Source organism: Streptomyces camponoticapitis (genome assembly GCF_014646115.1).
Taxonomy (GTDB): Bacteria; Actinomycetota; Actinomycetes; order Streptomycetales; family Streptomycetaceae; genus Streptomyces; species Streptomyces camponoticapitis.
Genome location: NZ_BMMV01000007.1, coordinates 125,258 through 138,098 on the forward strand (window position 1 = coordinate 125,258; position 12,841 = coordinate 138,098).

At 70.4% G+C, this 12,841-nt stretch carries 10 protein-coding genes; 7 read left to right on the top strand and 3 right to left on the bottom strand.

Translation table 11 applies throughout. The features are described from left to right. The first annotated feature begins 124 nt into the window (after window positions 1–124). The 5 genes from IEY79_RS13040 (at window position 125) to IEY79_RS13060 (ending at window position 5,680) form a co-directional block, all read left to right on the top strand. Complete coding sequence (locus IEY79_RS13040) at window positions 125–1,216, top strand: substrate-binding domain-containing protein (RefSeq protein ID WP_189107603.1); 1,092 nt, start codon at window positions 125–127, stop codon at window positions 1,214–1,216. Between the two features lie 159 nt (window positions 1,217–1,375). Beyond that, window positions 1,376–2,716 (top strand): ABC transporter substrate-binding protein, encoded by a 1,341-nt coding sequence (locus IEY79_RS13045; protein WP_189107604.1) that lies wholly within the window; start codon window positions 1,376–1,378, stop codon window positions 2,714–2,716. Next, on the top strand, window positions 2,713–3,663 hold the full coding sequence (locus tag IEY79_RS13050) for a carbohydrate ABC transporter permease (RefSeq protein ID WP_189107605.1): 951 nt from the start codon (window positions 2,713–2,715) through the stop codon (window positions 3,661–3,663). Before IEY79_RS13045 ends, IEY79_RS13050 begins: the two co-directional genes overlap by 4 nt. Beyond that, entirely contained in the window at window positions 3,660–4,589 is a 930-nt protein-coding gene (locus IEY79_RS13055; RefSeq protein ID WP_229700841.1) for a carbohydrate ABC transporter permease, read from the top strand. Before IEY79_RS13050 ends, IEY79_RS13055 begins: the two co-directional genes overlap by 4 nt. Window positions 4,590–4,645: 56 nt before the next feature. Next, window positions 4,646–5,680: a hydroxyacid dehydrogenase gene (locus tag IEY79_RS13060; protein WP_189107606.1), complete on the top strand. Its 1,035-nt coding sequence runs from the start codon at window positions 4,646–4,648 to the stop codon at window positions 5,678–5,680. A 132-nt stretch (window positions 5,681–5,812) separates the two neighbouring features. Here IEY79_RS13060 and groL read toward each other — a convergent pair whose 3' ends face one another. The 3 genes from groL to IEY79_RS13075 form a co-directional block, all read right to left on the bottom strand. Then, on the bottom strand, window positions 5,813–7,438 hold the full coding sequence (gene groL / locus IEY79_RS13065) for a chaperonin GroEL (RefSeq protein ID WP_189107607.1): 1,626 nt from the start codon (window positions 7,436–7,438) through the stop codon (window positions 5,813–5,815). Window positions 7,439–7,538: 100 nt separating this feature from the next. After that, window positions 7,539–7,847 (bottom strand): co-chaperone GroES, encoded by a 309-nt coding sequence (groES, locus tag IEY79_RS13070; RefSeq protein ID WP_189107608.1) that lies wholly within the window; start codon window positions 7,845–7,847, stop codon window positions 7,539–7,541. 233 nt (window positions 7,848–8,080) lie between these two features. Beyond that, the gene (locus IEY79_RS13075; RefSeq protein WP_189107609.1) at window positions 8,081–9,079 is read right to left on the bottom strand and encodes a polysaccharide deacetylase family protein; all 999 of its coding nucleotides are present in this window, start codon (window positions 9,077–9,079) and stop codon (window positions 8,081–8,083) included. Window positions 9,080–9,136: 57 nt separating this feature from the next. Here IEY79_RS13075 and IEY79_RS13080 point away from each other — a divergent pair, with 57 nt between their 5' ends. Together IEY79_RS13080 and IEY79_RS13085 are read left to right on the top strand one after the other, a co-directional pair. After that, window positions 9,137–10,408 carry a THUMP-like domain-containing protein gene (locus IEY79_RS13080; RefSeq protein WP_189107610.1) on the top strand — a complete coding sequence of 424 codons (1,272 nt, stop codon included), beginning with the start codon at window positions 9,137–9,139 and terminating at the stop codon, window positions 10,406–10,408. 204 nt (window positions 10,409–10,612) lie between these two features. After that, window positions 10,613–12,835 (top strand): Tox-REase-5 domain-containing protein, encoded by a 2,223-nt coding sequence (locus IEY79_RS13085; protein ID WP_189107611.1) that lies wholly within the window; start codon window positions 10,613–10,615, stop codon window positions 12,833–12,835. Window positions 12,836–12,841: the final 6 nt, after the last annotated feature.

A 12,841-nucleotide genomic window follows, 5' to 3' on the forward strand; every position in this document is an offset into this window, starting at 1 on the left:
GTCGGAGCGGCCGAAGGGCGATCACTTGGCGATCGAATGACCGGAACTTCCGTCGTTCGATCACGCTGCACTAGAGTCGTCGCGCCGGGCCATCACCGCATCACCCTCCGGAGGGACTGCCACCGTGCGCGAAGGTGCCGCCGAACGTCATGACCGACTGCTGAATCTGGTGCGTGAGCGCGGCACCGTACGGGTGTCGGATCTCGCCGAGCGACTGGGTGTCGCGCCCGTCACCGCGCGCCGGGACGTGGAGGCTCTGGCCGCCCGCGGGCTGCTGGACCGTGCGCACGGCTCGGTGTCCTGGCCGCGCGGGCAGGGGCCGGCCGGGAGCGCGCCGGGGGCCGGCAGCCCGGTGATCGGAATGCTGGCGCCGGCCGCCGCGTACTACTTCGCCGAGGTGATCCGCGGCGCCCACGAGGCGGCGGCCCGGCTCGGCGCCCGCCTCATCCTGCGCGTCTCCGACTACCGGTCCGAGGACGACGCCTCGCACGCGGCCGGGCTGCTCGCCGCCGGTGCGCAGGGGCTGCTGGTCGCCCCCAGCTGGACGGCGCCGGACCACCCCGAACGGTACGGCGACTGGGTCGCCGCGCTGCCGGTCCCCACGGTGCTCGTGGAGCGGCTCGGTGTGCCGGGCGGGCCGCTGGACGATCTGGACCGGGTCCGTTCCGACCACGCGCACGGGGTGCTCCTGGCCGTACGGCATCTGATCCGGCTCGGGCACGGGACCCCGCTGCTGGTGGCCAGGGCCGACAGCCCGACCGCGATGGCCGTGCGCGCCGGATACGCGCGGGCGCTGGACGCCATGGGGCTGCGGGCGCCGCTGCCCGTACTGGACTCGTCGTCGGCCGAGCGGCGCCCCGCGCTCTTCGAGGAGGCGGCGCGGGGGCTGGCCGCCGCCGTACGGGCCGGGCGGGCGACGGCGGCGCTGATGCACAACGACGAGGACGCGACCTGGATGGTGCGGCGCCTGGCCGAGCTGGGCGTACGGGTGCCGGACGACCTCTCCCTGATCACGTACGACGACGAGGTCGCCGCCCTCGCGGACACCCCGCTGACCGCCGTGGCGCCGCCGAAGCGCGCGGTGGGGCGGCACGCGGCGGAACTGCTGGTCGGACGGTTGACGGTGCCCGCCGACGAGGCCGAGCCCCGGGTCCATCTGGACCTGCTGCCGAGCCTCCGGGTCCGCGCCTCGTGCGGCGGCCCGCCGGCCCGCTAGGGCGTGTTTCAGAAGCCCCGTCCGGCCCGCCGCTCCGGCCCCGCACCCAGGCAAGTTCGATCATTTTTCGATCAATCAATCTTTCGCTCTTGACTCCGCTCACGACGGATCGAAGTATCACGGCCACCGCCTGTCCCCCGCCGTACAGGAGCCCGAGCCGTGAGCCATCCGTGGTCCCGTCCCATCCGCACCGTCGTCAGCGCCCTCACCGCGCTGTCCGCTCTCGCCGCCCTCGGGGCGTGCAGCGGTGAAGGCGGCCAGGCACCCGCCCGAGGCACCGCCGAAGACCCCGTGACCCTCACCTTCTGGGCCTGGACGAAGGGGTCGAAGGAGGTCGTGGACGCGTTCAACGCCTCGCACGACACGATCAAGGTCAAGTTCGAGGAGATACCCTCCGGCGGTCTCGGCGGCTATCCCAAGATCGCCAACGCGGTGAAGGCGGGCATCGCGCCGGATCTGCTCTCGATCGAGTATCCGCAGCTGTCGCAGTTCGTCAGCCAGGGTTCGCTCCAGGATCTGAGCGGCTTTCTCACCGAGGACGTCAAGAAGAAGTTCCTGCCGCAGGCCGTGGAGCTGACCACGCTGGGCGGCCGGAACTGGGCCATCCCCTTCGACGCCTCGCCCCAGGTCTTCTACTACCGCAAGGACTTCTTCGAGAAGCACGACATCGCGCCGCCGAAGACGTGGGACGAGTTCCGCACGGCGGCCGAGAAAATCAAGAAGGCCGAGCCGAAGACCCGGATCGCCACCTTCTTCCCCGACGACCCGACCTTCTTCCAGGCCATGGCCTGGCAGGCCGGCGGCCAGTGGTTCGACACCGCCGGGGACAGCTGGCGGGTCGACACGACGGACCCGGCGAGCGTCAAGGCCGCGGAGTACTGGCAGGGGATGATCGACGACCAACTGGTCTCCACCGCCTCGTCGTTCAGCCCCGAATGGACCGGCTCGCTCAAGCAGGGCACCACGGTCGGCTATCTCGGTGCCTCGTGGGGCGCCGGTGTCCTGTCGGGCATCGTGACGGAGCAGAAGGGCAAGTGGGCCGCCGCGCAGGTGCCGAGCTGGGACGCGGGCCGGCCGGCGAGCGGCATGATCGGCGGGTCGACCTTCGCCGTCAGCAAGGACAGCCGGAAGACCGCGGCGGCCGTCGAGTTCGCCCTCTGGATGTCCACCACCGAGGCCGGTATCAAGGCCCGGATCGGCGCGAGCACATCGAGCGCCCTGCCCGCCGCGCCCGGTCTGGTGCCGGTCGCCAGGAAGGCCTTCGACACCAGCTTCTTCGGTGGTCAGGACCTCTACTCCCTGTACGAGAAGGCCGGTGCGTCCGTGGACCCCGACTGGCTCTGGGGCCCGAGCACGGGCGCCACCAACAACGCGCTCGGCGACGAACTCAGCAATGTGGTCGGCGGCAGCTCGACCCTCCGTAAGGCGCTCGGGACAGCACACGACGCGACCGTGGCCGACGCGAAGAAGCGCGGACTGAATGTCGAGGACGCCTCATGAGCAGCAAGACCGCCGGGACCGGCACCACGAAGGCCCGCACCACCAAAGCCCGCACCACCAAAGCCCGTACCGGGATCGCCGCGGCCGCCCTCCTCACCCCCTTCTTCGCGCTCTTCACCGTCGCGATGATCATCCCGGTCGGCTACGCCGTCTATCTCAGCCTCTTCACCGAGAAGCAGTCGGGCCTCGGCTTCGACGGCCCGAGGACCGTCTTCCACGGCCTCGGCAACTACACGGCCGCCCTCGGCGACGAGGCGTTCCGTGACGGCTTCTGGGTGCTGCTCGGCTACTGCGCCCTCTACATCCCGCTGATGGTCGGCGGCGCGCTCGTCATCTCGCTGCTGCTGGACACCGCCATGGCCCGCGCCCGCCGGTTCTTCCAGCTCGCGCTCTTCCTGCCGCACGCGATCCCCGGTCTGATCGCCGCCCTGATCTGGATCTATCTCTACACACCAGGACTCAGCCCGGTCGTTTCCGCGATGGAGTCCGGCGGCATCGGCTTCGACTTCTTCTCCTCCGAGGGCACCCTGCCCGCGATCGTCAACATCGCGCTGTGGGAGTGGCTCGGCTACAACGTCGTGATCTTCTACGCCTCGCTCCAGGCCGTCGACCGCTCCCTGCTGGAGGCGGCGACCGTGGACGGCGCCGGCAACTGGCGGCTCGCCTTCGCCATCAAGATCCCGCTGATCCGCTCCTCGCTGATGCTCGTCCTCCTCTTCACGGTCATCGGCTCGCTCCAGCTCTTCACCGAACCGCTGATCCTCAACCGGGGCAGCGGCTCGGCCGTGACCAGCACCTGGACACCCAACATGTACGCCTACAGCGCCGCGTTCGAACGCAACGACTACGGGCTCGCCGCCGCGGCGTCCGTCCTCATCGCGCTCGTCGCCGCCCTGCTCTCCTTCGTCGTCACCCGATTCTCCAACCGGAAGGGGGCACGGGCATGACGTCCCCGACCGTGGTCGACCCGACCGCCCAGCTCCAGACCCCGAACCACCGCACCGGCCGCGCCCCCGTACCGGCCGGCCGGCCGACCGCCAACCGCTGGCTGTCGAAGACCGCGGTCAACGGCGTGCTGCTGATCGCCGCCGTCTACACGCTCTTCCCGCTGATCTGGCTGGTCACCGCCGCCACCAAGGACGCCGGCAACCTCCTCGGCGGCGACGTCTTCTCCTTCGAGGGCTTCGACCTCGGCCACAACCTCTCCGAGCTGACGTCCTACCAGGACGGCATCTACTTCCAGTGGTACGGCAACTCCCTGCTCTACGCGGGAATCGGCGCCCTCGGCTGCTCGCTGGTGAGCGTCGCGGCGGGCTACGCCTTCGACAAATACCGGTTCCGGGGGAAGGAGAAGCTGTTCGCGCTCGTCCTGCTGGGCGTGCTGCTGCCGTCCACGGCGCTGTCGCTCCCCCTGTATCTGCTGGCCGTCGAGACGGGCACCGTCAACACCTACTGGTCGGTGCTGATCCCGGCGCTGGTCAACCCGTTCGGCGTCTATCTGGCCCGGATCTTCAGCGCGGGTTACATCCCCGACGAGGCCCTGGAGGCGGCCCGTATCGACGGGGCGGGCGAGCTGCGCGCCTTCTGGTCGATCGGGCTGCGGATGATCATGCCGGGCTTCGTGACGATCTTCCTCTTCCAGTTCACCGCGATCTGGAACAACTTCTTCCTCCCCCTCGTGATGCTCTCGGACCGCGAGCTCTACCCCCTGAGCCTCGGCCTCTTCAACTGGCACAGCAACGCCAACGCCGACCCGACCTTCTACCCCATGGTCGTCACCGGCTCCCTGCTCGCCGTCACCCCGCTGATCATCGCCTTCGTCACCCTCCAGCGACACTGGAAGGCCGGACTCACCGCCGGCAGCGTCAAGTAGCGTCGTCCGACGCCCGAAGTGACCCACGCGGACCCACGAGGAGACCGACTTCCACCATGCACGACGCCACTGACAATCGGCCTTCCGCACTGCTCTCGATGAGTCCCGGCATCGCGGAGCGGCTGTTCTCGCCGGACCGTCTCTCCCGGCTGACCGGCCTCGTACGCACCGATCCGCGGCTCGTCGCCCACACCCTCACCGGCCCCGGTCTCGACCCGGCCGTCGCCGCCGCGCTCGCGGACGCCGAACTGCTGATCACCTGCTGGGGCGCGCCCCCGATCACCGCCGAGGTGCTCGACGCCGCGCCCCGGCTGCGCGCCGTCGTGCACGCGGCGGGCACCGTCAAGCACCACATCACGGACGCCTGTTGGGAGCGGGGCATCGTGGTCGCCTCGGCGGCGGCGGCCAACGCCAGGCCCGTCGCCGAGTACACGCTGGCCGCGATCCTCTTCGCGGGCAAGCGCGTCTTCGGCACGGCCCACCGCCACCGGGAGCTGCGCGCCCCCCACGACTGGCACCAGGAGCTGGGCGGGGCGGGCAACTACCGCCGTACGGTCGGCATCGTCGGCGCGTCCCGGATCGGCCGCCGGGTGATCGAACTGCTCCGGCCGTTCGACCTCGACGTCCTGCTGTACGACCCGTACGTGGACGCCGCCGAGGCCGCCGCGCTCGGTGTCGAACCGGTGACGCTGATCGAGCTGTGCGCGCGGAGCCAGGTGGTGTCCGTCCACGCTCCGCAGGTCCCGGCGACGGACGGGATGATCGGCGCCGCCCAGCTCGCGGCGATGCCGGACGGGGCCACGCTGATCAACACCGCGCGCGGCTCGCTGATCGACGAGACCGCGCTGCTCCCGCAGCTGGTCTCCGGCCGGCTGAGCGCGGTGCTCGACGTGACGGACCCCGAACCGCCGTCGCCGGACTCACCGTTGTACGACCTGCCGAACGTGCTGCTGACCCCGCACGTCGCGGGCTCACTGGGCGGCGAGGTCCACCGGATGACCGATCAGGCGCTGGACGAGGTGGAGCGGTACGCGAAGGGGCTGCCGTTCGGGGATCCCGTACACCCCTCGGCGCTGCCGCACTCGGCCTGAGCCGTACACCGGAACGCGCGCCGGACACGCGAAGGTCGGCCGGACACGCGAGGATCCAACGGACACGCGCCGAGGCCCGGCACCCCCGAAGGGGCGCCGGGCCTCGGCGCGTGTACCACGGAGCTGCTTGCCTCAGTGGCTGTGGCCGTGACCGCCGTGACCGGCGTCGGCCTCTTCCTCGGCCGGCTTCTCGACGACCAGGGTCTCGGTCGTGAGGAGCAGGGAGGCGATGGAAGCGGCGTTCTCCAGCGCGGAACGGGTGACCTTGACCGGGTCGATGACGCCGGCCTTCACCAGGTCGACGTACTCGCCGGTCGAGGCGTTGAAGCCGTGACCCAGGTCGAGCTCGGCGACCTTCGCGGTGATGACGTAGCCCTCAAGACCGGCGTTCTCGGCGATCCAGCGCAGCGGCTCGACCACGGCGCGGCGGACGACCGCGACACCGGTGGCCTCGTCGCCCGTCTTGCCCAGGCCGTCCTCCAGCACCTTGGCGGCGTGCACCAGGGCGGAGCCACCACCGGAGACGATGCCCTCCTCGACCGCGGCGCGGGTCGCGGAGATGGCGTCCTCCAGACGGTGCTTCTTCTCCTTGAGCTCCACCTCGGTGGCGGCGCCGACCTTGATCACGCACACGCCGCCGGCCAGCTTCGCGAGGCGCTCCTGGAGCTTCTCGCGGTCCCAGTCGGAGTCCGTGGACTCGATCTCGGCCTTGATCTGGTTGACACGGCCGGCGACCTCGGTGCTCTCGCCACCGCCGTCGACGATCGTGGTGTCGTCCTTGGAGACCGTGACGCGGCGGGCGGTGCCCAGCACGTCGAGACCGGCCTGGTCGAGCTTGAGGCCGACCTCTTCGGCGATGACGGTCGCGCCCGTGAGGGTGGCGATGTCGCCGAGCATGGCCTTGCGGCGGTCACCGAAGCCGGGGGCCTTCACCGCGACGGCGTTGAAGGTGCCACGGATCTTGTTGACGACGAGGGTGGAGAGCGCCTCGCCCTCGACGTCCTCGGCGATGATCAGCAGCGGCCGGGAGCCACCCGCCTGGATGACCTTCTCCAGCAGCGGGAGCATGTCCTGGATGGAGCCGATCTTGCCCTGGTTGATCAGGATGTACGGGTCGTCGAGGACGGCCTCCATACGCTCCTGGTCGGTCACCATGTACGGCGAGAGGTAGCCCTTGTCGAAGGCCATGCCCTCGGTGAACTCCAGCTCCAGGCCGAAGGTGTTGGACTCCTCGACGGTGATGACACCGTCCTTGCCGACCTTGTCCATCGCCTCGGCGATGAGCTCGCCGACCTGCGGGTCCTGGGCGGAGAGCCCGGCGACGGCGGCGATGTCGGTCTTGTCGTCGATCGGGCGGGCCGTGTCCAGCAGCTGCTTGGAGACGGCGGCGACCGCGGCGTCGATGCCCTTCTTCAGGGCGGCCGGGGAGGCACCGGCGGCGACGTTGCGCAGGCCCTCGCGGACCAGCGCCTGGGCCAGCACGGTGGCGGTGGTGGTGCCGTCACCCGCGATGTCGTTGGTCTTGGTCGCCACCTCCTTCACGAGCTGGGCGCCGAGGTTCTCGTACGGGTCGTCGAGCTCGACCTCGCGGGCGATCGTGACACCGTCGTTGGTGATGGTCGGCGCGCCGAACTTCTTGTCGATGACGACGTTGCGGCCCTTGGGGCCGATCGTCACCTTCACCGTGTCGGCAAGCTTGTTGACGCCGCGCTCAAGGGCGCGACGGGCGTCCTCGTCGAACTTCAGGATCTTCGCCATGGGAGCTTTCTCTTGTCCTCTCGAACGAACAACGAACTACGCCCCGGGCCGCCCGGCGATGCGGGGGCCAGGGGCGCAGTTCACAGCGGACTGTGTGGAATTACTTCTCGATGATCGCGAGCACGTCGCGAGCCGAGAGGACGAGGTACTCCTCGCCCGTGTACTTCACCTCAGTACCGCCGTACTTGCTGTACAGAACGACGTCGCCGACGGAAACGTCGAGCGGAAGACGCTCGCCGTTCTCGAAGCGACCCGGACCGACGGCCAGGACGACGCCCTCCTGGGGCTTCTCCTTGGCCGTGTCCGGAATAACCAGGCCAGAGGCCGTGGTCTGCTCTGCGTCGAGCGGCTGGACCACAATGCGGTCCTCGAGCGGCTTGATGGCAACCTTGGTGCTGGCGGTCGTCACGATCCGACCTCCCCCTTCGGAGATCTCACGGGGTTAACTGTCTGGGTGGCGCGACCGGGCTCGATCCGTCGTCGCGGGTGCCGGACCTGTCCTGTCACGCATTGGCACTCTCCAGTGGGGAGTGCCAGACATGACACTATGACCGCGATTAGCACTCGGTCAAGCTGAGTGCCAGTCGGGCTCCGCGCGCCGCCGCCGTCCGACCCCCCGAAGAGGGCCCCTCGGGCCGTGAACTAGACGTAGTCCTCCAGCTTCGCCACCGCGTAGCCCTTGTCCGTGATCGTCTTCATGACATGCCGGATCATGTCGGGCATCGAGCCCTTCCACTCGTCCTTCCCGCGGAAGTGCGTGAGGACGATGTCGCCGGGATGCAGGTCCCGGTCCCACTCGCGCCACTCCATGTGGTCGGGGAACGCCTCGGACGACCACAGCGGGACCGCCTTGACGCCGCAGGACTTGGCGGCGCGAAGGGTGCCCGCGTCGTAGTTGCCGTACGGCGGCCGGAAGAGCTCGGGCCGCTTCCCGAACCGCTTCTTGATCTTCTCCTGCTGGCCGCAGATCTCCCGCTTCTGCTCCTTGTAGGACAGCCCCGGGAGGTAGGGGTGGGTGAGCGTGTGGTTGTGCAGGGAGACGCCGCGGGACTGCATCTTCTTGAAGTAGGCGTAGTCGTCGTTGATGACGTAGTCGCTGAGGAAGGCGCTGTACGGGATCCTCAACTCGCCCATCATCCGCAGCAGTTCGGGGTCCTTCTCGGCGCCGTCGTCGATCGTCAGGAAGACGACTCTCTCCTTCGTCGGGACGGAGGTGAAGACCGGCGGCAGGGTCGCGCCGCCCGTCACCTCGAAGCCCTTGCGGGTGGTGATCCGCGGCTTCACCGCGGGGGGCGGGGGCGCGGCGAGCGGGGTCTTCGCGAGCTTCCACTTCTTGGCGGCCACGGCGCGCAGGGCCTGGGCCTTGGCGACGGCGGCGACCTCGGCCTTCTTGCCGGCCTCGGCCCCGGGCCCGGCCCGGCCGGGTGTCCCCGGGGCGGACTCCACGGGTCCACCGCCACCGCCGCCACCGTCCCCGCTCCGCCCGCCCGAGCCACTGCCGTCACGGCCGCCGGACTCCCCCGCGCAGGCGGCGGCGAGCACGGCGATCAGGAGTGCGGCGGCGAGGGTCCGTGTCCGCCCGCCCGGGTGCCTTTTCGGATGCTCTGAGGGCTTATCTTCGTTTTGTCGTACTAGTTGCATGGCGCCGCATCCTGTCAGCGCCCGGTCCACGCGCCCGGCCGACACCGCCGGGGAGCGATGACGGTCCCCCGGCTGGCCCACAATGGCCGGGTGAACGACCGCACCCCCGCACCCCTGTCCCCGCTCCTCTCCGAGGAGGGCCAGGCCCTGCTCGCCGCCCTTCGCGACCACGACCCCGCGCAGGAGCTGGCCCTGGCGACCCGGCTGCGCCGCGACCACCCCGCCGAGCTGGTCTCGTCGGCCCTCGCGCAGGCCCGGCTGCGACAGCGGGCGGTCGCGAAGTTCGGCGAGCGGGACGCGTACCGCATGTACTTCACGCCGGACGGCGTCGAGCAGGCCACCCGCACGACGGTCGCGGCCCACCGGGCGGCCCGGTTCCGGGACATCTGCCCGAGGGACGGGGGCCCGGCGCGGATCACGGATCTGTGCTGCGGCATCGGCGGCGACGCGATCGAGCTGGCCCGCGCGGGGTTCGCCGTGACCGCCGTCGACCGTTCGCCGGCGGCCTGCGAGATCGCCGCGCACAACGTCCGTACGCTCGCGCCCGACGCCCCGCCGCCGGCCGTCGTGTGCGCGGACGTCATGACGTACGACCTGACGGCGGCGCCCGCTCCCGACGCCCTGTTCATCGACCCGGCGAGGCGCGGCGGCCGGGGGCGGATCTTCGACCCCGAGGCGTACTCGCCGCCACTCTCCTGGGCGATCGAGGCGGTACGTGGTGTCGGCGCCGGCGGTATCAAGATCGCGCCTGGCATCCCGCACGAGTTGGTCCCCGACGATTTCGAGGCCGAGTGGATCTCCGACGGCGGCGACGTCAAGGAGGCGGTGCTCTGGTACGACGCGAGTGCCTCCGAGGGTCCTCGCCGGGTCACGCCCGGCGCCCGGCGCGCCACCCTGCTCCCGGCGGGAGTCACCCTCACCGGCCGCGGCCTGCCGGACCCCGGGGTCAGAAAGGTCGGCCGCTATCTGTACGAGCCGGACGGCGCCGTCATCCGCGCCCATCTGGTCGCCGAGGCCGCCGACGAGCTGGACGGCGGGCTGATCGACGAGACGATCGCGTACATCACGGCGGACGAGGCGCGCCCGACCCCGTACGCGACCGCGTACGAGATCACCGACGAACTGCCCTTCAGCCTCAAGCGGCTCAAGGCCCTGCTCCGCGAGCGCGAGGTCGGCGTCCTGACGGTCAAGAAGCGCGGCTCGCCGGTCGAACCGGAGGAGCTGCGGCGGAAGATGAAGCTCAAGGGCCGGAATTCGGCCACGGTCTTCCTCACCCGGGTCGCGGGCGCGCCGACGATGCTGCTCGGCCGGCCCGCCGTGAGGGCGTGAGGTCCGGCACACTCACGGCTCGGGTCCACCGCCGCCGATCCTCGCCAATCATCCCGAACCGCCCTGCGCCGGGGCACATTTGAGAGGGTTTTGGGTCTCTGGGCCCATGCCTACTGACGTGCTCAGGTCATAAGCTCCGCTGTGGGGCGGCCTGTTACGTGCTGCCTGAACGCTGTGGTTCGTAAAGGTGGTTGGGGGCTCGGAATGGCTGGTTACGGGGGAGCATCGGCGTACGGCGGTGTCTGGACACCGCCCGATCCGTCCGGGCGGCGCGACATGCCCCAACCGCTGTACGTCGCGCGGTGGTTGATCCACGCGCTCTTCGGCTTCACCGTGCTGGGCGGGATCGGCCTGCTTCTCTCGGCCGCCGACGCCGACGCGGTGGACGCGGAGATGCTCGGCCTCGTGGTGTGGGCCGCGGCGCCCGGCACGGCCGGCTGGCTGCTGTCCCGGCGGCTGTGGACCGGCGGCGTGTGGGAGTGGCGAGCGCTGATCGCCGTCCAGGCGTGGCTGATCGCCGGAGGCATCTCCAACATCACCGAGGGCTCCGTCCAGGGCTTCACCCAACTCCTGCTGCCCATACTGATCCTCGTCTTCCTGAGCCGCTCCGAGAGCCGGGAGTGGACAAGGCTCGCCGTGGAACGGCGGGCGGAGCGCCGGCCGTTCTCGTACAGCCGGTTCATCAGGTGGCGGAGCGACGGGGGCCAGACGGCGCTCGAATACCTCGGGCTGTTCGTCCTCGTCGCCGCGATCATCGTCGGGCTCACCTTGAGCGGTGTCGGCGGACAGATATCCAACGGCCTCCAGTCCGCGGTCTGTTCGATCACGGGTACGGCGTGCCCGGCCGCCGACGGCGACTCGGTCGAGGCGGGCGACGGCCAGGACGAACCCGGCGGTGACCCCGGGGACCCGGGAGACCCCGGCGGCCCAGGTGATCCCGGCGACGCGCGGGACGGCGAGAACGGCGGCATCGTCCCCGTGGGCGTCGAGACCGACGAGGACCGGACCGACGCCGCCGCCGACGAACCCGGCTGGGAGGAGGACCAGGCCGCCGCCGACGACGGGGACGACGGTGGCGACGGGGAGGAGCAGGAGGACTGCGGAGGCTGGGGCTTCTTCTCCTGCGCGGGCGACCGGATCACCCAGGTCGTCAAGGGCGTCGCCGTGGACGGCTTCTGGGGCGACGTCACCGGCGTCTGGGACATGGTCACCGACCCCGGCGGCACCTGGGACGGGCTGAAGGACTACGGCAGCGGCCTGGGCGACAAGTGGTCGGAGGACGCCAAGGACGCCGGGGACAAGTGGGCGAAGGGTGACTACCTCGACGCGCTGACCGACTGGGGCGGTGCGTCCGTGAACACGGTCGTCGGCGTCGGCGACGACATCTTCGTGGGCGACGAGGTCCGCGACCGGTGGAACAACGGCGAGAAGACGCGGGCCGTCACCGACGTCGTGTGGAACGTCGGTTCGATCTTCATCCCCGGCTACAACGCGGCGAAGGTCGGCGGAAAAGTCGGCAAGATCGGCAAGTTGGGCAAGCTCGGAAAACTGGGCAAGGCGGCGGACAAGGCCGGGGAGGCCGCCGACCGGGCCCGGAAGGCCGCGGAGAAGGGCGACGTCAAAGCGGCCGACGACGCGGCGAAGGAGGCCCAGAAGCACGCCGACGACGCCCGGAAGGAGCTGGCGGAGAAGGGCTGTCTGATCAGCTCCGGCCCGATCGGGGGCCGGCTCCCGGGCGGATCGGGCGGGCCCGGCGCCGGGACCCCCTCGCTCAGCGGCGGTGTCAACGCCGCCGGGCGGACCGCGGCGGTCTACCGCGCGAACGGTGTCCCCGTACTCCTGCCGTTCGAGAAGAAGTGCGACGGCGCGAGCCAGGAGGAGATCGACGCCGCCGAGCAGGCCAAGAAGGACGCCGACGCGGCGAAGGAAGCGCAGAAGGAGGCCGGCCGCAAGGCGGTCTCCAAGTGGAAGAAGCCGTCCTGGTACGGCGACCTGAAGAACCCCCGCAAGGGCTCGGCGGATCTCGGCGACGGCAAGTGGAAAACGAAGAAGTCGGTCGCGTACAACCCCGCCATGGAGCGCTGGATGCGGTTCCAGGAGCAGGTCTCGGGGGTGAAGCGCGGCAAGGAGTACGCCGTGAAGGACCCGGACACCGGCCGGGACGTCGACTTCGACGGCTGGGACTCCGCCGGGCAGAAGTTCAAGGAGGCAAAGTTCGGTTACGGGGGCAAGGTCCGCCCGGATGGCACTCTGGAACCCGCACAGGCCACCAAGTGGGTCGAACAGGCCAGGCGCCAGGTGCGGGCGGCGAACGGCAAGCCGGTTGAATGGAACTTCTCCAACAAGCAGGCCGCCGACGCCGCACAGAAGGCGTTCGACGATGCTGGGGTGGACGTGGACGTCGTCCACACGCCCTGGAAGAAGTGAGAAGCG